The following is a 19,461-nucleotide window of genomic DNA, read 5'->3' as shown; positions in this document are numbered from 1 at the left end:
CGAGGGCCCGGCCCGGGGCGGCGGCTCAGTCGAGCCGGGTGGAGGCGACTTCGCCCGGCTCGGTTTCCGCGGCGCCGCGCTGCTGCGGGATGACCACCGTGCCCTGTTGCAGGGCGACCGTCCGCGCGGGCGCCGGAATCCGGATGCCCTCCTCGCGGTAGCGCCGGTGCAGCCGCTTGATGAACTCGTGCTTGATCCGGAACTGGTCGCTGAACTCGCCGACGCCCAGGATCACCGTGAACCCGATCCTGGAGTCGCCGAAGGTGTGGAAGCGGACCACCGGCTCGTGATCGGGGAGGGCGCCGGTGATCTCGGTCATCACCTCGGTGACGACCGCGCAGGTGACCTGCTCCACGTGCTCCAGGTCACTGTCGTAGGCGACGCCCACCTGGACCAGGATCGTCAACTGCTGCTCGGGACGCATGAAGTTGGTCATGTTGGTCTTCGCGAGCTCCCCGTTGGGGATCACGACCAGGTTGTTGGAGAGCGCGCGGACCGTCGTCTGACGCCAGTTGATGTCCTCGACGTATCCCTCCTCACCGCTGCTCAGCTTGATGTAGTCGCCGGGCTGGACGGTCTTGGAGGCGAGGATGTGGATACCGGCGAAGAGGTTCGCCAGGGTGTCCTGGAGAGCCAGGGCGACCGCCAGACCACCGACCCCCAGGGCGGTGAGCATCGGCGCGATGGAGATGCCCAGCGTCTGCAGCACCACCAGGAAGCCGATCGCCAGCACCAGCACCCGGGTGATGTTCACGAAGATCGTGGCCGACCCGGCGACCCCGGAGCGGGACTGGGTCACCGTCCGCACCAGGCCGGCGACGACCCGGGCCGACGCCACCGTGACGACGAAGATCAGCAGCACGGTCAGGGTCTGGTTGACGGTGTGCTGGACCGCGGAGAGCAGCGGCAGCGCCGCCGCCGCGGACGCCGCACCTCCCGCGATGGCCGCCCACGGCACCACCGTGCGCAGCGCGTCCACGATGACGTCGTCGCCGCCCCAGCGGGTGCGGTCGGCGTGCTTGCCGAGCCAGCGCAGCAGCATCCGCAGCAGGAACGCCGCCAGCAGGCCCGCGGCCAGGGCGATTCCCGCGATGACCAGGTCGTCCACGGTGAGGGCTCGCTTCACCGGTCACCTCCGGCACGGAGGACTGCGGCGAAGGCCTGCACCGACGGCCGGATGTGAAGTTGCGTCACGTTGCCACCTGCTCGATTCCGATGTGCGATCGTGCGGGCCAACTGGCCCCCCGTGGCCCGCGCGACCGCTCATCCTGCCGTATCCGGCACAGGAGTTCGTACCCGGACGGCGGCCGGACGGCGTGGTTTCGGACGATTTCCCCGGCGGTTCGACCGGCCCGGCCCCGGCTGCGTCGGTGCCGCGGGAGCCGGTCAGATCACCTTCAGCCGTACCAGGGCGCCCAGCGTCAACGCCCCCGGCACCAGCGGGAGCCAGACGGTGATGATCCGGAAGGCCAGGACCACGGCGGTGGCGACCGCGGCCGGGCCGCCCGCCGCCACCAGCGCCACGACCAGCGCCGCCTCCACCGAACCGATGCCGCCCGGGGTGGGCACCAGCGCGACCGCCACCGTCGCCGCCAGGTACGCGACCGCCATGTGCGCGGGCGGCACCGGCAGCCCCAGCGCCTGGCCCACCGCGGTCAGCACGGACGCCTGCAACGCGGGGAACGCCAGCGCGCCGCCCCACAGGGCCAGCGCCCGCGCGGGCCGGGTGTGCACCGAGCGCGCCTCGCCGAACGCGGTGCGCAGGAAGGAGCACGCGGCGGTACGCAGTCGTCGTACCGACGCCAGCACCCCCGCGGCGACCAGCAGGGCCGCGCCGACCACCAGCAGCAGCGGGCCGACCGCCCCGTCAGGGAGGAGGGGACCCAGCCGCAGCGCGTCGGGGAAGGCGAAGAGCAGCGCGGCCAGCAGGCTCAGCCGGCCGACCGTCTCGGCCAGCATGTACAGCGCCAGCGCGGCGGACGAACGGGCCAGCGGAAGCCCGCACACCGTCATGAACCGCAGGTTGACGGCGCTCGCGCCCAGCCCGGTCGGCAGCAGATGGTTGGCCGCGCCAGCGGCGAACTGGGTGGCCAGCAGCCTCCGCTTCGGCAACGCCTCGACGACGGCACCCTGCCGGGTCACGGCGGCCGCGACCCAGGTCAGACACGTCGCCCCGATCGCCGCCACCAGCCAGGGCCACTGGGCGTGCCGCAGATGGCCGAAGCCCTCGGCGAGCACCGACCGGTGCTGGACGGCGACGACGGTGACGAGCAGGAGCGGAAGCAGGCACAGGATCTGGCGCAGCCGACGGATCGGGACGCGGCGGGGGAGCCGTCCCTCGGGGATGTCGGAGCGCTCGGAGAGGTCAGCGAGGTCGGAGACGTCGTTGACGTCGCAGACCTGCAAGAAGTCGGGGCGGTCGGGGATATCGGGGAGATGTACCGCTGTCACAGTCGGAGAGGTTTCCCATCCTGCGCCAACTGCGGGTTGCGGAAGCGGGGACATGGGCTTACGTACGGTCATCGGATCCTTCGCAGGGACGGACAGCGGGGTTCCCTTGACCTCAAGCAAGCTTGAGGCTCTACGGTCCTTCCTATGAGCATGGAGACCACGGCCTGGACACAACTGCACAGTGTCATGAACGCCGAGCAGGAACGACGACCCCTCGCCCGCGCGACGCTGCGCCGCATCGGCGCGTTCGCCCGCCCGCACCGCCGCCGCATCGCCCGGTTCGTCGCCCTCGGGGTGGTGACCGCGCTGCTCGCCGTCGCCACCCCGGTGCTCGCCGGAAAGGTCGTCAACGCGATCGTCTCGGGCGACGACGAGGGCACCGTCGTCCGGCTTGCCCTGCTCATCGCGCTGATCGCGGTCGCGGAGGCGGCGCTCGGCATCCTCGGCAGACGCCTGTCGGCGTCGCTCGGAGAGGGACTCATCCTCGATCTGCGCACCGCTGTGTTCGATCATGTGCAGCGCATGCCGGTCGCGTTCTTCACACGCACTCGTACGGGTGCGCTCGTCTCCCGTCTCAACAATGACGTCATCGGCGCCCAGCGTGCCTTCAGCAACACCCTGTCCGGAGTGGTCAGCAACCTGGTCACGCTGGTCCTCACCCTCGCCGTCATGCTCACGCTCTCCTGGCAGATCACCCTGCTGGCGCTGGTGCTGCTGCCGGTGTTCGTGATCCCGGCCCGGCGAATGGGCAGCCGGATGGCCCGGATGCAGCGGGAGGCCGCGGCGCTGAACGCGGCGATGGGCACCCGCATGACCGAGCGTTTCTCCGCGCCCGGCGCCACCCTGGTCAAGCTCTTCGGCCGTCCCGATCAGGAGTCCGAGGAGTTCGCGGTCCGCGCTCGCCAGGTCCGGGACATCGGCGTACGGACGGCCATGGCCCAGTCCGTGTTCATCACCGCCCTGACCCTGGTGTCGGCCCTGGCGCTGGCCCTCGTCTACGGCCTCGGCGGCTGGTTCGCCCTGCGCGGCACCCTCGACCCGGGCGCCGTGGTGGCCCTCGCGCTGCTCCTGACCCGCCTGTACGCCCCGCTCACCGCGCTGGCCGGCGCCCGCGTCGAGGTGATGAGCGCCCTCGTCAGCTTCGAGAGGGTCTTCGAGGTGCTCGACCTGAAGCCGCTGATCGAGGACAAACCGGACGCCCGTGAGGTCCCCGACGGTCCGGTGGCCGTCGAGTTCGACCAGGTCCGCTTCGGCTACCCGTCAGCCGACAAGGTCTCCCTCGCCTCCCTGGAGGAGGTGGCCGCCCTCGACACCCGGGGCGGCGCCGAGGTCCTGCACGGCATCTCCTTCCGCGCCGAACCCGGACAGACCGTCGCCCTCGTCGGCTCGTCCGGCGCCGGCAAGTCGACCGTCGCCCAGCTGCTGCCGCGGCTGTACGACGTTGACGAGGGCGCCGTCCGGGTCGGCGAGGTCGACGTCCGTGATCTGAGCGCGCGGTCCCTTCGGGAGACCCTCGGCATGGTCACCCAGGACGGGCATCTCTTCCACGACACCGTGGGCGCCAACCTCCTGCTCGCCCGCCCCACGGCGACCGAGGAGGAGCTGTGGGACGCCCTGCGCCGCGCCCGCCTGGACGACCTCGTACGCTCCCTGCCCGACGGCCTCGACACCGTGGTCGGCGAACGCGGTTACCGGCTCTCCGGCGGCGAACGCCAGCGGATGACCATCGCCCGGCTGCTGCTGGCCCGCCAGCGCGTCGTCATCCTCGACGAGGCCACCGCCCACCTGGACAACACCTCCGAGGCGGCCGTCCAGGAGGCGCTCACCGAGGCGCTGGAGGGCAGGACGGCCGTCGTGATCGCCCACCGGCTGTCCACGATCCGCAGCGCGGACCTCATCCTGGTGGTCGAGGCCGGACGGATCGTGGAACGTGGCACCCACGAGGACCTGCTGGCCCTGGACGGACGGTACGCGCAGCTGTACCACACGCAGTTCGCGCAGAAGCCGGGCGAGGTGACGCAGATCGCGTCGGAGGACGGGGCGGCGGCGTAGTCGCCGGCCCTGGGCCTCAGCCGGTCTTCGTGACCTTCACGGAGAGGTCGTTGTCGACGGTGTAGTAGGGGTGCACGAGGGCCCCTCCGACCGTGACCGTCGGATAGACGAACACCTCTTTACGGTCCGCCACATCGTCGAGGAGCCTGGCCATCCGGATGGGCGACGCCTCCGGCGCGGGCAGCACGAAGGCGTCCCAGATGCCGCTCCCGCCGTCCGTCCCGGTGGCCAACTCCTCGTAGTCGACGGTGAAGGAGAAGCTCCGGTCGTCGTCCCCGGCGTGTGGTTGCAGGGTGCGTACGGCACCGTCGCCGCCCCGCCGGCGCAGGCGCACCACGGCTCCCTTCCCGAGCGAGGCGCCGTGCAGGCGGGCGCCGACCGTCATCGACCGGTCCGTGACCTCGATGCCGGCGGCCTCCGCGTGGGCGGTGCGTCGCCAGGCACGTATCGCCAGATGGCCGTCCTTGGTCACGTACGGAATCCGGACGGCGAGAGGTGACTGCCGGTCACGGAGGTGACCGTCGACGAGGACCCGCAGGTCGCGCGGTCCCGGGAGCAGCCGCAGCCGCCGGGAGTCGGGGTCCTGGAGGAGGTGGACGTCCCACCGGCCTTCCGCGAGAACGGGCCAGGTCTCCAGGACGGCCCGTCGGCGGCCGTCGCCGGCCGGCTCCAGGTCGAGGACGTGGAGGATCTTCTCCGGCTGTCCCTTCTTCGGACGCAGCCGCAGCAGCACCTGGCGGGCCTCCGCCGGCCGCGCCGGCACGTCGAACGTGATCCGGCCGTCCGCGTCGACCGCACAGCCGACGCGTGGCCGCACCTCGGGTTCCGAGCCCACCGCCGCTGTCCCTTCCGTCTCTCCTGCGCTCCCGCTCACCGCTGCCCCCCTCGTACGACACGCAGCGCGCTGCCCGCCGCGGTGATCGCGGTGTCGCGGGCGGCGAATCCCTTGCTGACCAGGACCCGGCGCACGGGGGTGCGTTCCTGGGCGACCGGTCGTCCGGCTCTTCGCGCGGCGACCGCCTCGGCCAGCAGACGCTCGGCCTGCTCGACCACCGGGCCGGGGGCGAACCGCCGCGCGTTCTCCAGGGCCGCACGTCCCATGCGGCGGCGCCGCTCGTCGTCACGGACGAGTTCCAGCAGGGCCGCACCCATCGCGTCACGGTCCCCGACCGGCACCAGCCGGCCGTCGACGCCGTCCTTGATGATCTCACCCGGTCCGTACGGGCAGTCGGTGCTCACCACCGGCAGACCGCAGCGCATGGCCTCGACGATCGTCATCCCGAACGGCTCGAAGTTGGAGGCGGCCGCTCCGATCGAGCCCTTGACCCACTCGGCCTCCATGGGCGCCACCGCACCCATCAGGAAGACGTTGTTGTACAGCCCGAGCCTGCTGATGAGCTCCCGCAGCCGGTCGTGCTGCTCACCCTTGCCGTAGATGCGCAGCTGCCAGTCCGGGCGTTCCGCGACGACCATGGCGAAGGCCTCGATGAGCAGGTCGTACCGCTTCACCGGGACCAGCCGGCCGGCCGCGACGACGACCTTCGCGGTGCCGTCCGCGGCCGAAAGACCGGGATCCGGCACGCTGTTCGCGAGGGCCTCCACCCGTACCCCGGGCAGCCTCATCTTGCGCCGGTAGGCGGCGGCGTCCGCCTCGGTCACCGTGGTGAGCGTGTCCAGCCGACGGTAGGCGTTGCGTAACGCGCTCCGCAGCCGGGGCGAGTGGTTGTCCAGGGTGAGGTGCTCCTGCCCGACGCGGGCGACGTGGCGCGGCGCCTGGAGCGCGAGATGCACATTGAGCCCCGGCCGGGTCCCGATCACCACGTCGGCGTCGATCGAGGCGAGACACTCACCGATCCGCTGGTCGGTCAACTCGCTGTACTGCTTGTGCCGGTACTCGGAGCGGGGGAAGACCTTCGCCGGTCGCAGATGTGACGGGTGCTCCTTCTCCTGCCTGAGGTCCACCAGCGGCCGCAGCGAGACCCTCGGGTCCAGGGTGAAGCTCGGGTGCTCGCGGTGCCGCAGCACGGAGACGATCTCCACGTCATGGCGCTCGGCGAGTGCCTGGGCCAGGTTGAAGGTGGTGGTGATCGTGCCTCCGATTCCGTAGGCGTTGTGGAGCAGGAAAGAGATCTTCATAGGGGACTGGACCATGCGAACTGGCGCACGGTTGCGTGTCGTTACCACTTCGTAGCCCCCACGGACCCGACGACTGCGTCACAGTCGCCGGCACGTCGTGTCAGGGCAGCGCGATACCGTCCAACTTGCCCGCCTTGGCGTCGGCGACCAGGTGGGAGAACTGGTCGAAGCTCATCTGCACGCGCTGGCCGAAGTCGTCGGTGAGGATGATCCGCTGCTCGGCCGGGGCGTTCGGGTCGACGAAGAGCTGGGGACAGCCGCAGTCGCACTCTCCGCAGAACGTCGCGACGGGTCGCAGCGCGCCGGTGTCGGTCATGGTGCTCCACCTCCGTGGGCATGGGGTCGCGTCGCGCCGGCGTCCGGGGCCGGCGGTCGCGAGGTCTGTCCGGGGGATACCCGGCGGCGGCGAGGCGGACGCGCGGTGCCGGTGCGGGCGAGAAGCGCGCCGGGCGTCGAGTGTGCGCCGGTGCTCCTTCGGCCGCTTCCACTGCTCCGCTTTCACCCGGTGAGGCGGGAACCGAACAGGGTCCGCGTCCGACTCCCGAGGAGGAGGCGGGCCGTCTGTGCGGAGGCGGGGAGAGAGCGTCTTCGGCCGCGTGGCAGCATCAGCGGATGTGAGTGCGTCCCCGGTGGTCCGGAGCCTGCGCGCGGCGGTGTTCGCCGTGCTGTGTGTGCTGCTCGCCACCGCGGGACATGCGCTGGCCATGGGCGGGGCCCCGCCGGTGTGGTTGCAGCTCGCGAGCGGTGTCCCCGTCTTCCTGGCGGGTTGCCTGTTCAGCGGGCGGGAACGGTCACTGACCGGCATCGGCGGCGGGACGCTGGCCGTCCAGGGCGGGCTGCACTTCGTGTTCGACGCCGCCCGCCCGCATGCCGTGACGGCCATGCAGGGCATGCGGATGTCCACCGCCGACGCCCACGCCCATGCCCTGACGCCGCACGCCACCGCCGCCCATGCCGGCGCGGCCGTCGTCCTGACCTGGTGGCTGCGGCGCGGTGAGGCCGCGTTGTGGGCGCTGCTGCGGTGGGCGGTCGCGTGCGTACCGGGGCTCGCCGCCTGGTGGCAGGTGGCGAAGGGAGCGCGGGGCGGACCGGTCCTACCGCGTCCGGTACGTCGGTTCGCCCATGAGACCCGGCCGTCGCACCGGCTGCGGCTGCGGTACGCCGTACACCGGCGCGGACCGCCGGAGGAGATGTCGTACGTCATCCGACCCTGACCTCCCTCCCCCAGTACGGAGACCCACCCACTCATGTCCAGAACACGCACTGCTCTGCGCCGTGTCGGCCTCGTCGCCACGTTCGCCGCCGCCGGAGTGCTCACCGCCGCCGGCGCCGCGTCCGCGCATGTCACCGTCCACCCAGACAGCTACGCCAAGGGCGCCACCGACGGCCTCCTCACCTTCCGGGTCCCCGACGAGGAGGACACCGCCGACACCACCAAGGTCCAGGTCTTCCTGCCCACCGACCACCCCGTCCTCGGTGTGCTCGTCTCCCCGCACGACGGCTGGACCGCCAAGGTGACGAACACGAAGCTGAAGACGCCGGTCAGGACCGACGACGGCACGATCACCGACGCGGCCTCGGAGATCACCTGGACCGGCGGGCGGATCAGGCCCGGCCAGTACGAGGACTTCGACGTCGCCTTCGGTCAACTCCCGGACAATACGGGCCAGTTGACCTTCAAGGCACTCCAGACGTACTCCGACGGCAAGATCGTCCGTTGGATCGACGTAGCGACGTCGGGTGACGACGAGGCGGAGAACCCGGCGCCGGTCGTCAAGCTCACGGCCAAGGCCGCGACGGGCGAGGGCGGTGACGCCTCGACCACCTCGACGACCCCTTCAGGGGCACCGAAGAGTGCCGGCAGCTCCACGTCGGCCGCGTCCGCCGGCGACTCGACGGCCCGCGGGCTCGGGATCGCCGGGCTGATCGCGGGTCTGCTGGGGCTGGCCGCGGCGGGCTTCGTCGTCGTGCGCGGCCGGTTCTCCGGATCCCGGGGCGAGTAGCTCGCGCCTGCCCTGCCGACGGAGACGGCGTGATCCGTCGGCAGGGCGACGGCCGGCTCCACTGGAGGGGCACTATCTTTTCGGAAGTGCCGCTCGGGAAGTAGGGTACGGGTGTGGACGTAAGTGAGGCGAAGCTTGTGGACCGTGTGCGGATGGCCGGCGGCGACACGATGTGTCCGCAGCGCGTGGCCTTGGAACACGTCACCAGCCGCTGGGGCACCCTGGTGCTGATCGCGCTGCTGGACCGCTCCTACCGCTTCGGCGAACTGCGCCGGGTGATCGGCAGGGTCAGCGAGAAGATGCTGACCCAGACCCTGCAGACCCTGGAACGCGACGGCATGGTCCACCGCGACGCCAAGCCGGTGATCCCGCCCCACGTGGACTACTCCCTCACGGACCTCGGCCGGGAGGCCGCCGAACAGGTCCGCGGCCTCGCGCAGTGGACGGAGCGACGGATGGCGGCGATCCAGACGGCGCGTGAGGAGTACGACGCGGCGAAGGGGTGAGAACTCCGCACCCCCGACGATGACGACGAGCTGTCCGGCCCCGTGTCCGCGGTCCCGGGACCGTCAGGACCTGTCGGCTGCGGGCTCCACCGTCTAGCCCCGGACTTCGCGGGGCGCCGTTTTAGGTCTTGTGACTGAGCGTCGTTGTGTGGGCGGTCGGCCACGACGCTCGGTCACAGGTCTGGTAGGAGGAGCCAGACTTCGGAGAAGGCGAGGCCGTGCTTGTGGGTCACCGCCCCGCACTGGCAGCCCAGCGAGATCAGGCGCCAGTCGCAGGTCACTGTCCACGGGCCGGCCTTCCCCCCGCATGCCGGGCAGCCGATGGTCTCGGCCGTCCACACCCCGAAAGCGGGTCTGCCGTAACGACGGAAGCGGCCCGTGTACTGAACCTGCCAGGGCTCGGCCGGGGGCGTGAGCGGGACGGTCCCGGGTGAGCTCGCCGAGGCCAGCGCGGCGAACAGTGCGATCAGATCGGGGAGCAGGGCCTCGCCCGCCTCTGTGTTTGGCACGGCCGGGCCGTCCGCTGTGCCCACCGGGGACCCGTATCTCGGGGCCGCCGCTGCGCCCGGTGGGTTCGGGGTGGTGTGCCAAGGCAGGAAGGCGCGGGCGACGGCGGCGAGGAGGGCGGCTGCGGGCGGGCTGACGGTGCCTGCGTCGAGGTGGTGGAGGGTGGTTCGCAGGATGCGTTGGAGGCGCCGGTCCCGGTCCGTGGCCAGCGTCCGTGTGGTTGCTGCCCGCCGGGTTGGAGGCGGGGCCGTGAGGCGAGCCAGAACGCGCGCTGCTGCTTCGGAGTCCGCCGCGGCGGGGCGCCACTCCCCGGCGGCCAGGAGCTGCCGTACCCGCCCGGCCTCACGGGTCAGGGCGCGTGTCTGCAACGGCTGCTGGCCGGAGCCTGCCCCGTGAGTCTGGTGCCCGCTCGTCATGGCCCCCTGTCTCCTGTCCTCGTTCGTCGCTGCGACGTATCCCCGCCCCCTGCGAGCGTTGGCGGACATCCCATCACACAGGCGGACTGGGCCCGGAGACGCTGAGGTTCCCGCCAGGCTGCGTGGCCCTCTGCAATGGCCGGACTGACCAGCCAGGACACTCAGTCACAGGTCTGTGGCCAGCGGGTTTGTCCGATGTCGGTGTCGAGTAGGTCGAGGAGGTGGAGTTGGACGCCGCGGGTGATCTGGACGGTGGGCGGGTCGGTGACGTGGCCGATCCGCAGGGTGAGTTCGCCGAGGTAGTAGAAGATCATGCGGCCGGTGGGGCGGACGCGGCGGTTGTCGGGGTAGAGGCCGCTCATGGTCTGCTCGGGGCCGAGCGCGCGTCTGACCTGCCGCTCGATCAGACAGAAGACCAGCAGGGCCAGGCAGATGACCTGGATCAGGGCGGCGAAGCGCCGGTTGTGCTGCACGAAGACCGGCGCGACCGCGAGAGGTCCTTTGAAGTCGTGTTAGCGGCGCTCGACGGCGCCCTGGCCCTTGTAGTGGATCAGGGCCTCGGCCGGGCCTGCGGGGTCGGCGGGGACGGACGTCAGCAGTGCGTACCAGCCGTCGACAGCGGCCTCGGCGTTCAGCACGTCCTGGTCGAAGTGCCAAGTCAGGGCCGGGGTGCCGTCGCCGTTGTCGGTGACGGTCCAGCGCAGGCAGGAGGTGACACGGCGCATGGCGGCGAAGACACCGATCCGGGCAACGATCTTCTCCCGGGTCTTGTAGTGGCGTCTGCCTGCCGCGGTGGTGAGCTTGTTCAGGTCCTCGGCAGCCTTGGCCAGACGCTTGCTGCGGGCGGCCTGCCGGCCGGCGGCGTTCGCGGTGGAGTGGACCAGGATCCTTCGCACGGTGAGCGGAGGATCGCTCTTGCGGGGCCCGGTCAGGGTGTGGGTGTCCTCCAGCACGCGGTAGGTCTCGCGCAGCTCGGGCGGTTTGTCCGCGTCCCGGTCCGGCGCCCAGTCCACGACGGTGGCCTGCGCGGGATCGAGAGAGGCATAGACCACGTCCTCGACCTGCGCGGCCGGGGCCGGGGCGATGAACCGGACCCGGGCCGCCAGCAGGGCCCGGATGATGGAGTAGGACACCAGCTTGGAGTCGGCGACCATCGGGAAGTCGCGCTCACCGGCCATGGCCCGCAGGTCCTTCATCGCGCCGACGACCTGGCTGACCTCGGCCGCACCACCGCCGAAGACCCGGGCATGGAGCGGGATGCCGCCGTCGGCCGACACCGCGAGCCCGGCCTGGACCTGCTTCAGATCGAAGCGCCGGTCCTTGGGATGCCCGTAGCCGATGACGGGAAAGTCCTCCTCCTGGCCCTCAGCCGGGAAGGCCCCGTGCACGGACATGCTGGTCATGTCCCAGTGCATCCGGGCCACATCGATCCCGAACGCACCGATCGCACGCGCTCCGACCGTGCCCGCGATGTGCTCCAGATGCGGGGCGATCGCATCCAGTGCCCGGGCCAGACGGTCATCGTTGAGCAGACCGGGCTCGATCCCGAAAACCTCCTCCACCGCCCAGCACCTGGCCCAGTCCTCCACCCGCACCAGCGGCGCGGGCGACGTGAGCCGGTTGGCCACCAGCGCCTCGATCACCTGCCCGTGCGTCACCAGCGCACTCGCGCCACCAGGACACACCTCGTCGACGATCCCGGCGACATCCAGCCGGCGCAGAAACGCGGCAGCGACAGGCAGAGCGCCCAGACGCTTCTCCACCACGGACGTCACCACCACTTCAATGCGCTGACGCTGAGACCGTGGCCGCGGGGACCGGGAAGTCATCGACACACCCCACCCAACGCCACACCACCGGCCCAGGACACCCCCGGACCGGTCACACCATACGAATCAACGACCCGCGAAGTACGGGTCTAGCGCTCCAGACGTGCTCCATCACGGGTGTTCGACCGGACGAACTGGGTGGGCGTCTGGCCGTACTGCTTCTTGAAGGCGCGAATGAAGTGACTGCTGTCGGCGAACCGCCAGTGGGCGGCGAGTTCCGACACGCTGGGTCGGCCACCCGGTGAGGCGAGTTCGAGCCGGGCGTGTTCCAGTCGTCTGCGGCGGACATACGCGCTCACCGTCTCATCGGCCGCTGCGAACGCCCTGTGCAGTGTCCGTACGGAGACGTTGAGTTCGCGGGCCAGGGCGGAGGGGGAGAGGTCGGGATCGGCGAGGCGGCTGTCCACGAGCTCCTTCGCCGCTTGGGCCAGCGCGGGCGCGAGCCGGGGCTCCTTGTCGTCGAACCCCCGCGTCAGTACCCCCTTGACCAGTTCGACCAGGCAGTTGCGGGCCGCCTGCGCACCGGCCGGGGTGAGGTCGTCCAGGGTCGATTCGACCACCTTGGTGTAGGCCGTGAGCAGTCGCGCTTCGGCCGAGTCGGCAGGCCCCACGACCGGCCGGTCACCGATCCGCGGTCCGAGCAGCGAGGCAGGCAGGATCAGCACACTCGCCGTCGTACGCGGCTCCATCTCGAAACGCACCGGCGGGCCGTTGTGCCGCACGATGAACTGCCCGGCCGGCACCGAAGCCTCGCCGCCGTCGCGCGGTCGGACGAAGCGCCACCTGCCGCGCCGCATCACATGCACCAGGACCGTGTCGTCGAGGTGGTGGGAGGAACCCCGGGTGCCACCGGCCAGCGACTCACCGTACAAGTCGGCGATCACCGTGTCGTGCAGCTTGGCCGCGCGGACACTGACCCGGAACGCAAGGAACCTCCCAGAGCAAGCGGGCGCTGGGCGCGGACATCTTCGAGTACTTCGCGCAACCTGAGAACGCTGACGAGGCCGCGCTCTTCGCTGAGGCGATGGGGGACCTGTCCGGCCTGGTGACGCACGGTGTCGTGGACGCGGTCTCCGTCGACGGGGTGTCCGGCGTGGTCGACGTCGGCGGGGCGAACGGTGATTTCGTCCTGGCGCTGATGGAGGCCCACCCCCACCTGAGCGGACAGGTACTCGACCTGCCGCACGCCGTCGGGAGCGCACGCGGCGCCGCCGAGAAGCGTGGTCTGTCCGACCGCTTCAGCGCGGTCGCGGGCGACTTCTTCACGGAGGTCCCTCCCGCGGACCTCTACCTCCTGAAGACGATCCTGCACGACTGGGACGACGACCAGTGCACGGACATCCTGCGGAACTGCCGGTCAGCCGTGAACGAGGGGGGACGCGCACTGGTCGTGGAGATGGTCATCGGCGAGATCGGCGAGCCCGACTTCGCCACCCGGGCGGACATGGCCATGCTCACGATGACCAACGGCCAGGAACGCGATCTGGACGAATTCGACTCCCTCTTCGCGGCCTCGGGCTGGCGCCGCTCGAAAACCTACCCCGTGAGCGGCGGTTACTTCGGTATGGAACTCGTCGCCGTCTGACGAGCCGCTTGACGGGCCGCTCTCTCCTGGCGGCGCGGCGCGGCGAGTCGAGCGTCCGTCCAGGCCGCCGTGTCCTCGTCGGCCGGCCTGGGGGGTGCGGCGCTCCTAGGAAGATCCCAGCCTTCTCCGGCAGTCGAAAACACGGCAAGTTCACGGGTGAACGAACCGTTGCCGGGGTTTTCGCCCCGACCGAGCGAGGAGGACGCGATGACTGGGACAACCTCGGAGATCACCGAGCAGGGCGGCCGGAAGGTCGTACTCGTCACGGGTGCCACCAGTGGCATCGGCGAAGGCATCGCCAGGCGGCTCGCCGCGGAGGGCCACCATGTCGTCGCCGGTGCGCGTCGAGAGGATCGGCTGGCCGACCTGGCGAAGAGCGTCCGAGCCGACGGCGGCAGCATCGACGTGCGCCGTCTCGATGTCACCGACCGGGACGACGTGGCCGGGTTCGTCGACGAAACGGTCACCGCTCGCGGGCACGTCGACGTGATGGTCAACAACGCCGGAGTCATGCCGCTGTCGCGGCTCGACTCCCTGCTGGTGGACGAGTGGGACCGGATGGTCGATGTCAACGTCAAGGGACTGCTGCACGGCATCGCCGCGGCCATGCCGCACTTCCAGCGCCGACAGAGCGGACACTTCGTCACCATCGCGTCGGTCGGCGCCTACTCCGTGGTTCCCACGGCCGCCGTGTACTGCGCCACGAAGTACGCGGCCCGGGCGATCACCGAAGGGCTGCGGCAGGAGGTCGAGCCGTTCATCCGGGTCACCACCGTCTCACCCGGCGTCGTCGAGTCCGAACTGGCCGACACCATCACCGAACCCGGAGCCGCGGCGGCGATGAAGGCCTACCGCGCGGCCGCCATCCCGCCCGATGCCATCGCTCGTGCGATCTCCTATGCGATCAGCCAGCCCGCCGACGTCGACGTCAACGAGCTGGTCATCCGGCCCGCGCGGCAGCGCCCGTAGCGCGAAAGCGGTGGCAGGGCCGGCAGCACCCGGGACGGGCACGAACGACCCGACCTCGCAGCCCAGTTGGTCCACCAGGGGTGGAGTCACGTACGGCACACCGAAGGTGATGAGAGGCGTTTGGTCTCATGTCTCTTCTGGCGGACGTCATGACGCGACCACAACGTGCGGAACGCCTCGCTCTTCAGCGACAACTCGCCCACCAGCTCGATCATCCGCGGGTCGTCGTAGTCGGTTCCCGCTGCCTCGCGCAGACCGCCGACGGTGTTGGCGGCGACCCGGTCCCAGTCCGGGTAGAAATCCCGGGCGTCGGGATCGAGGAAGACGAGCCGCATCAGGTCCCCGCTGTAGGTGTGGCCGGCGAACAGGGCACGCCCAGGGAGTTGTGCGCCAGCACGTCCATGCAGCGCCCCAGAATCACGGCCGGTGTGCCGTCCCAGCTGTTCATCATCCGCGCCAGGGCGGGGCTCACCCGCTGACGCGAGGGGTGCCTGCGGGAACGACCCGGCACGGGCCGGGCCAGCCGGTGCAGATGGGTGGTCGCCTCGTCGTCCAGCAACAGCGCCCGGGCCAGTGCGTCGACCACCTGTACCGAGGGGTTCCGCACGCGGCCCTGCTCCTCGGGCTGCACAAGGCCGCGCCGAGCTCGCAGGAACTGTCCCAGAAGGTTGTCGCTGTCCATGCGTTCGACAGCAGCCCCGCACCACACCCGACGCAGCGGCGCGAGGTGGCCGCGATACTCCTAGGCTCGTCGGACTCAGGTCTGTGGGCGTCCGAGTTCGGGAGCACGGGGCGTCATGTCCTGGGCGCCGATCACGGAGAGAAGCTCCAGCTGGGCGGCGCCTTCGGTGCCGGGTGGGGAGCTGAACCACAGCAGACGCTGACGTCCGTCCTCACTGAACAGGCTGTGGCAGTCCAGCTCGATGACGCCCAACGTGGCGTGCACGATGCGTTTGTGGTCGGTACGTCTCAGAGCGACGTCGTGGGTGTCCCACAGGTCGGCGAACTCCTGGCTGCGCCGCCGTAGCGCGGCCACCATCCGCTGCACCTCGGTGTCACCGCCGCGTCGTGCGGCGACCGCCTGGAGGTCGGCGACGAAGACCCGCGAGTGGTGGGGGTGGTCCTCCACCGGGTAGATGGCGCGGGCGCCCGGGTCGGTGAACCAGCGGTGGACGAAGCTGGCTTCGGGACCGCGCGCCGTCGGGGGCCGGCCGATCAGCGCGGCGGCCAGGTGGTTCTGGACCAGGGTTTCGTGCAGGTCGGTGATGACCTGGGCGGGGGTGGTGGTGAGCTGGTCCAGCAGGCCGAGAAGGGCGGGCTGCACGTGCGCGGTCGGGCCGTGCGCGGCCGGGGGCACGAGACGGCCGGCGAGATGGAACAGGTGGTCCCGCTCGTCGCCGTTCAGACGCAGCGCCCGGGACAGGGCGGCCAGCACCTGAGCGGAGGGCTGGGCGCCGCGTCCCCGTTCCAACTCGGTGTAGTAGTCGGCGGACAGGCCCGCCAGTTGGGAGACCTCCTCACGCCGCAGTCCCGGCACCCGGCGTCGCGGGCCCGTGGGGAGACCGACGTCGGACGGGCGGATGAGGGCGCGTCGCGACTTCAGGAAGGCGGCGAGTTCGGAGTGGTTCACGCTCCCCATCGTCGCTCCTGCCGGGGGCCTGAGCCAGGGGGTGGCAACCCCTGGGTAGGGACAGCCCTGGTTGGCGCGGCAGCGCCGGTTCACGCTGGAGCCGTACGCCAGGGAGCGGCAGGTGACGACGCCGACCGCCCCCTCCCGCCACGAACATCCCGTCGTGGCAGTCCCTGTCCGGCAACTCTCGCGGGAGTCTCCATGTCGACCCAGGAAAACGCGCCCAGTCACACCGAGCCCAGTCATACCGCGCCCAGTCACAGGGCGCTCAACCACCCCGAAGGCCACCCTTCCGGCCATCTCGCTGACCGCCCCCGGGTCGCCATCGTCACCGGCGGCTCCCGCGGTATCGGTCGCGAGACGGTGAGTCGGCTGGCCGCCGATGGATTCGCCGTGGTGGTCGGTTACGCGGGCAACCGTGAGCTGGCCGAGGCCGCTGTCAAGGAGGTCACGGCCGCCGGTGGCCGGGCGGTCGCCGTCCAGGCCGACGTCGCCGACGAGCAGCAGGTCGCCGCGCTGTTCGACACCGCCGAGTCCGAGTTCGGCGGCGTCGACGTGGTCGTCCACGCGGCCGGCCGAATGTACCTGTCATCGGTCGCCGACCTGGACCTCGCCGAGTTGGACGCGGTGCACCGCACCAACATCCGCGGCAGCTTCGTCGTCGCCCGGCAGACCGCTCGGAAGATCCGCAGCGGCGGGGCGATGGTCACCTTCTCCACGTCCGTGGTCGGCCTCGCCTTTCCGGGCTACGGCGCCTACAGCGCCAGCAAGGGTGCAGTCGAGGCGCTCACGATGATCCTCGCCCGCGAGCTGCGCGGCCGGGACGTCACCGTCAACGCCGTCGCCCCCGGCCCCACCGCCACCGACCTGTTCCTCGACGGCAAGGACGAGGAGACCGTCGCCCGCCTTGCGGCCCAGCCCCCACTGGAACGGCTCGGCACCCCCGCCGACATCGCCGAGGTGGTCGCCTTCCTCGCCTCGCCGGCCGGCCACTGGGTCAACGGCCAGGTCATCCGCGCCAACGGCGGCATCGTCTGACCGAGGCGCGGACGCCGGTCAAGCCGCCGACACCGCATGCCCCACACCGCACCGCAGGCAACTCCCTTTGACGCCACTTCCAGGAAAGAGACCCACCATGCCGTTCGCCAACTTCAAGGTCATTGCCGGCACCCTCGACGAGAAGCAGAAGGAGAAGATCGTCACCCGCACCACCGAACTCTACGTGGAGATCTACGGGGAACGGGCCCGCGCCAACACCATGGTCCTCGTCGAGGAGGTGGCCGACGGCGGCTGGGGCATCGGCGGGAACGTCCTGACCCTCGCGATGCTCGAGCAGACCCCTGAGGCCTGAGGTCCACGCAGGCAGTGCCCCACACCGGCGTGGCCTGCCGACAGCCGGTCGGCGCCCGGGACGGGGCCCGACCTGCTGGTCCCGCCCGCGTGCTCGGCCGGCACGGCCCTCGCCCCGGACGCCTGGCTCACGTCTGCGGTGGGCGGTCGACAACGCGCACAGCGCCTTCGCGTTCGTCCTGCGTGCCGTGCTCGCCGATGTCGCCCACTCGCCGGTCGACGACAGTCAACTCGTCGCGGTGGGCGGCACGTTGCAGAGGTTCCAGGTCCTGCCGACAGGCGCCGTGGACGGGACCACGCTCCACCCGCCGTTCGACGTCCTGGCCGCGGAGAAGGGCTACCCGCGCCTCGGTGGCCACCTTCAGGTGGCGCCCGGTCTCCTCACCGGAGTGGTGGTGGCCGCCCGCGCCATCGCCACCGCACGGCACATCCGCGCCTACCTCGAGGTCTGTCGTCTGAGCACGGCGAAGCTCCTGGCCTCCGGGGCGTCGGGCGTGGAAGCGGCTCTGGTGCGCCACGGCCTGCCGGAGGGCGTCGCACGGGCCGCGGCGCCCGGCCTCCTCGGGCCCGCGGGACTGTCCACCCCACCCGGCGTGACCCTGCGTGGCCTGGAGGCGGTGGCCGGCCTGCGCCGTCGCTTCATGCCGGACTGGCAGCCCTCCCGCCCGCTCCAGTCGCTGATCGGCCCCACCCCGGACGGTGAGGCGGGCCGGCGGCCGTTGGAGTGACACCCGTCGCGCCTCCCGGCGAGTGGATACAGTGAAGCCACGCCTTCAAGCGAGCCTCCAGCGATATATCCGCCGAATGCGGCACGTTGTCGCTTCCGCGTGCCGCAGCTGCATACACCTGGGTAGACTCCGGACATGAGCAGCAGGAAGGGTGAGACCCCCGAGGAGCCACGGCCGACAGGCAACGGAAACGACGCGCCGCCGGTCCCGGCCAAGTCGGCGGGCACCGCACCCGAGCCGACCGCGGGCGGACGCCGACTCGCCCTGGACGTGCACGGACGGCTGAGGGAGATGATCCTCAGCGGTGAACTGCCGCCGGGGTCCACGTTGCTGCAGGCTCAGATGGCACGCAAGCTGGGCGTCAGCCGCACGCCGATGCGTGAGGCGTTCCGGCTGCTCCAGGAGGAAGGGCTCATCGACGCACAGCCCGACCAGCGGGCGAAGGTGCGCGCCGTGGACCCCCAGGATCTGGACGGCGTCTACGGGGCCCGGATCATGCTCGAAGCGCTCGCGGTGAGCGTGACGGCCAAGTCGATCGCGCCCGGGGACCTGGAGACCATGGGCGAAGCACTCAAGCGCATGCAGGACATGGCGGCCGACGAGCGCTCGGACGAGTGGCACGCGGCGCACAAGGAATTCCACCGCATCGCGACGCAGGCGGTGGGACCGCACCTGCAGCGCATGCTCACCTCGCTCGGCGAGCACAGCGAGCGCTACATCCGGCTGGCCCGACTGGGCGTACACAATTCCTGGGCCCGGGCGAACGCCGAGCACGAAGCACTCCTTGAGGCGCTGCGGCTCAGTGACCAGGACGAAGCGGTACGCGTGATCGCACATCATCTCGCGCGCACCGCCCTGAACGTGCTGGCGGACATCGCCCCGGAGTACGAACCCGTGGCCACCCGCACCGCGCTGGGGATCGCGGGCAACGGTCAGTCCTGACGTCAGAACGTCAGACCGGGCCGACCTGCCCGGCGGATTGTGGTTGCACGACAACGAGGGCAACCTGATCAACCTCCGTGACGAGCAGATCGCCTCCTGGCGCGAGTTCGGCACCACCGACGCGCAGGACGTCAACGTCGGCGACCGCGTCCGGCGGACCGATCAGGCCCGCTCGCTGAACGCGGACGCGAAGCCCCGCCGCCAGCGCCTGGGACACATGCTGATCTTCAGCTCCGACCTGGTCGCCTCCGAGGCCTTCTACGCCCGCATCCTCGGCCTCCGGCTGTCGGACCGCATCCCCGGCACAGCCACGTTCATGAACTCGGGCCCCGGCGACCACCACGTCTTCGGGTCGTC

The 19,461-nt window shown here is 71.0% G+C and carries 21 protein-coding genes and 2 pseudogenes; 11 read left to right on the top strand and 12 right to left on the bottom strand.

Going from position 1 to position 19,461, the window contains the following annotated elements:
• Nucleotides 1–25: 25 nt before the first annotated feature.
• Both ACFYRY_RS05315 and ACFYRY_RS05310 read right to left on the bottom strand, forming a co-directional pair.
• Nucleotides 26–1,126, bottom strand: a complete 1,101-nt coding sequence (locus tag ACFYRY_RS05315; protein ID WP_389140241.1) for a mechanosensitive ion channel family protein — start codon at nt 1,124–1,126, stop codon at nt 26–28.
• A gap of 260 nt (nt 1,127–1,386) precedes the next feature.
• The gene (locus ACFYRY_RS05310) at nt 1,387–2,451 is read right to left on the bottom strand and encodes a YbhN family protein (RefSeq protein ID WP_389140239.1); all 1,065 of its coding nucleotides are present in this window, start codon (nt 2,449–2,451) and stop codon (nt 1,387–1,389) included.
• A 150-nt stretch (nt 2,452–2,601) separates the two neighbouring features.
• Between ACFYRY_RS05310 and ACFYRY_RS05305 the strand changes: the two genes are divergently transcribed.
• A complete protein-coding gene (locus tag ACFYRY_RS05305; RefSeq protein WP_389141100.1) occupies nt 2,602–4,503 on the top strand; it encodes an ABC transporter ATP-binding protein in 1,902 nt (633 codons plus the stop codon).
• A 16-nt stretch (nt 4,504–4,519) separates the two neighbouring features.
• Here the strand turns inward: ACFYRY_RS05305 and ACFYRY_RS05300 are convergent, their stop codons facing one another.
• The 3 genes from ACFYRY_RS05300 to ACFYRY_RS05290 form a co-directional block, all read right to left on the bottom strand.
• Complete coding sequence (locus ACFYRY_RS05300) at nt 4,520–5,338, bottom strand: hypothetical protein (RefSeq protein ID WP_389140237.1); 819 nt, start codon at nt 5,336–5,338, stop codon at nt 4,520–4,522.
• A 35-nt stretch (nt 5,339–5,373) separates the two neighbouring features.
• Nucleotides 5,374–6,639 carry a glycosyltransferase family 4 protein gene (locus ACFYRY_RS05295; RefSeq protein WP_389140235.1) on the bottom strand — a complete coding sequence of 422 codons (1,266 nt, stop codon included), beginning with the start codon at nt 6,637–6,639 and terminating at the stop codon, nt 5,374–5,376.
• A gap of 100 nt (nt 6,640–6,739) precedes the next feature.
• Nucleotides 6,740–6,955 (bottom strand): hypothetical protein, encoded by a 216-nt coding sequence (locus tag ACFYRY_RS05290; RefSeq protein WP_389140233.1) that lies wholly within the window; start codon nt 6,953–6,955, stop codon nt 6,740–6,742.
• 298 nt (nt 6,956–7,253) lie between these two features.
• Between ACFYRY_RS05290 and ACFYRY_RS05285 the strand changes: the two genes are divergently transcribed.
• The 3 genes from ACFYRY_RS05285 to ACFYRY_RS05275 all read left to right on the top strand — a co-directional run bounded on the left by ACFYRY_RS05285 (nt 7,254) and on the right by ACFYRY_RS05275 (nt 9,148).
• Nucleotides 7,254–7,853 (top strand): hypothetical protein, encoded by a 600-nt coding sequence (locus tag ACFYRY_RS05285; protein WP_389140231.1) that lies wholly within the window; start codon nt 7,254–7,256, stop codon nt 7,851–7,853.
• A 33-nt stretch (nt 7,854–7,886) separates the two neighbouring features.
• The gene (locus ACFYRY_RS05280; protein ID WP_389140229.1) at nt 7,887–8,642 is read left to right on the top strand and encodes a YcnI family protein; all 756 of its coding nucleotides are present in this window, start codon (nt 7,887–7,889) and stop codon (nt 8,640–8,642) included.
• A 152-nt stretch (nt 8,643–8,794) separates the two neighbouring features.
• A complete protein-coding gene (locus ACFYRY_RS05275; RefSeq protein WP_389141098.1) occupies nt 8,795–9,148 on the top strand; it encodes a winged helix-turn-helix transcriptional regulator in 354 nt (117 codons plus the stop codon).
• Nucleotides 9,149–9,321: 173 nt separating this feature from the next.
• Here ACFYRY_RS05275 and ACFYRY_RS05270 read toward each other — a convergent pair whose 3' ends face one another.
• The 4 genes from ACFYRY_RS05270 to ACFYRY_RS05255 all read right to left on the bottom strand — a co-directional run bounded on the left by ACFYRY_RS05270 (nt 9,322) and on the right by ACFYRY_RS05255 (nt 12,784).
• Nucleotides 9,322–9,657 carry a hypothetical protein gene (locus ACFYRY_RS05270; protein WP_389140227.1) on the bottom strand — a complete coding sequence of 112 codons (336 nt, stop codon included), beginning with the start codon at nt 9,655–9,657 and terminating at the stop codon, nt 9,322–9,324.
• A 575-nt stretch (nt 9,658–10,232) separates the two neighbouring features.
• Nucleotides 10,233–10,544 carry a hypothetical protein gene (locus ACFYRY_RS05265; RefSeq protein WP_389140224.1) on the bottom strand — a complete coding sequence of 104 codons (312 nt, stop codon included), beginning with the start codon at nt 10,542–10,544 and terminating at the stop codon, nt 10,233–10,235.
• A gap of 39 nt (nt 10,545–10,583) precedes the next feature.
• Nucleotides 10,584–11,837, bottom strand: coding sequence for an IS1634 family transposase (locus ACFYRY_RS05260; RefSeq protein ID WP_389140222.1), 1,254 nt, complete (start codon nt 11,835–11,837; stop codon nt 10,584–10,586).
• Between the two features lie 152 nt (nt 11,838–11,989).
• Nucleotides 11,990–12,784, bottom strand: coding sequence for a helix-turn-helix domain-containing protein (locus ACFYRY_RS05255; protein WP_389140219.1), 795 nt, complete (start codon nt 12,782–12,784; stop codon nt 11,990–11,992).
• 68 nt (nt 12,785–12,852) lie between these two features.
• Here ACFYRY_RS05255 and ACFYRY_RS05250 point away from each other — a divergent pair, with 68 nt between their 5' ends.
• Nucleotides 12,853–13,485: a methyltransferase gene (locus ACFYRY_RS05250; RefSeq protein ID WP_389141096.1), complete on the top strand. Its 633-nt coding sequence runs from the start codon at nt 12,853–12,855 to the stop codon at nt 13,483–13,485.
• A gap of 207 nt (nt 13,486–13,692) precedes the next feature.
• Nucleotides 13,693–14,454 (top strand): SDR family oxidoreductase, encoded by a 762-nt coding sequence (locus ACFYRY_RS05245; protein ID WP_389140217.1) that lies wholly within the window; start codon nt 13,693–13,695, stop codon nt 14,452–14,454.
• 86 nt (nt 14,455–14,540) lie between these two features.
• On the opposite strand, the pseudogene ACFYRY_RS05240 reads toward ACFYRY_RS05245, so the two are convergent.
• Nucleotides 14,541–14,902: pseudogene (locus tag ACFYRY_RS05240) on the bottom strand (hypothetical protein).
• Nucleotides 14,903–15,211: 309 nt separating this feature from the next.
• Nucleotides 15,212–16,084, bottom strand: a complete 873-nt coding sequence (locus ACFYRY_RS05235; RefSeq protein WP_389141094.1) for a helix-turn-helix transcriptional regulator — start codon at nt 16,082–16,084, stop codon at nt 15,212–15,214.
• Between the two features lie 201 nt (nt 16,085–16,285).
• Here ACFYRY_RS05235 and ACFYRY_RS05230 point away from each other — a divergent pair, with 201 nt between their 5' ends.
• The 4 genes from ACFYRY_RS05230 to ACFYRY_RS05215 all read left to right on the top strand — a co-directional run bounded on the left by ACFYRY_RS05230 (nt 16,286) and on the right by ACFYRY_RS05215 (nt 19,104).
• Nucleotides 16,286–17,122, top strand: a complete 837-nt coding sequence (locus ACFYRY_RS05230; protein WP_389140214.1) for an SDR family oxidoreductase — start codon at nt 16,286–16,288, stop codon at nt 17,120–17,122.
• A 97-nt stretch (nt 17,123–17,219) separates the two neighbouring features.
• A complete protein-coding gene (locus tag ACFYRY_RS05225) occupies nt 17,220–17,435 on the top strand; it encodes a 4-oxalocrotonate tautomerase family protein (RefSeq protein WP_356768561.1) in 216 nt (71 codons plus the stop codon).
• Nucleotides 17,436–17,622: 187 nt separating this feature from the next.
• Complete coding sequence (locus tag ACFYRY_RS05220) at nt 17,623–18,162, top strand: hypothetical protein (protein WP_389140211.1); 540 nt, start codon at nt 17,623–17,625, stop codon at nt 18,160–18,162.
• A 135-nt stretch (nt 18,163–18,297) separates the two neighbouring features.
• A complete protein-coding gene (locus ACFYRY_RS05215; RefSeq protein WP_389140208.1) occupies nt 18,298–19,104 on the top strand; it encodes a GntR family transcriptional regulator in 807 nt (268 codons plus the stop codon).
• A 10-nt stretch (nt 19,105–19,114) separates the two neighbouring features.
• On the opposite strand, the gene ACFYRY_RS05210 is transcribed toward ACFYRY_RS05215, so the two are convergent.
• Entirely contained in the window at nt 19,115–19,321 is a 207-nt protein-coding gene (locus ACFYRY_RS05210) for a hypothetical protein (protein WP_389141138.1), read from the bottom strand.
• Between ACFYRY_RS05210 and ACFYRY_RS05205 the strand changes: the two are divergent.
• Nucleotides 19,322–19,396: pseudogene (locus ACFYRY_RS05205) on the top strand (hypothetical protein); the annotation flags it as partial.
• Between the last annotated feature and the right edge of the window lie 65 nt (nt 19,397–19,461).

This window comes from Streptomyces sp. NPDC005263 (assembly GCF_042872365.1).
Classification (GTDB): domain Bacteria; phylum Actinomycetota; class Actinomycetes; order Streptomycetales; family Streptomycetaceae; genus Streptomyces.
Note: the sequence above shows the minus strand (reverse complement) of the source record. Positions and strands in the feature narration are given on the sequence as shown.

Excerpts from the sequence above, each read along its gene's own strand:
- ACFYRY_RS05305 (WP_389141100.1), top strand. The coding sequence starts at position 2,602 with ATGGAGACCACGGCCTGGACACAACTGCACAGTGTCATGAACGCCGAG.
- ACFYRY_RS05295 (WP_389140235.1), bottom strand. The coding sequence starts at position 6,639 with ATGAAGATCTCTTTCCTGCTCCACAACGCCTACGGAATCGGAGGCACG.
- ACFYRY_RS05290 (WP_389140233.1), bottom strand. The coding sequence starts at position 6,955 with ATGACCGACACCGGCGCGCTGCGACCCGTCGCGACGTTCTGCGGAGAG.
- ACFYRY_RS05280 (WP_389140229.1), top strand. The coding sequence starts at position 7,887 with ATGTCCAGAACACGCACTGCTCTGCGCCGTGTCGGCCTCGTCGCCACG.
- ACFYRY_RS05275 (WP_389141098.1), top strand. The coding sequence starts at position 8,795 with ATGGCCGGCGGCGACACGATGTGTCCGCAGCGCGTGGCCTTGGAACAC.
- ACFYRY_RS05245 (WP_389140217.1), top strand. The coding sequence starts at position 13,693 with ATGACTGGGACAACCTCGGAGATCACCGAGCAGGGCGGCCGGAAGGTC.
- ACFYRY_RS05230 (WP_389140214.1), top strand. The coding sequence starts at position 16,286 with ATGTCGACCCAGGAAAACGCGCCCAGTCACACCGAGCCCAGTCATACC.
- ACFYRY_RS05225 (WP_356768561.1), top strand. The coding sequence starts at position 17,220 with ATGCCGTTCGCCAACTTCAAGGTCATTGCCGGCACCCTCGACGAGAAG.
- ACFYRY_RS05215 (WP_389140208.1), top strand. The coding sequence starts at position 18,298 with ATGAGCAGCAGGAAGGGTGAGACCCCCGAGGAGCCACGGCCGACAGGC.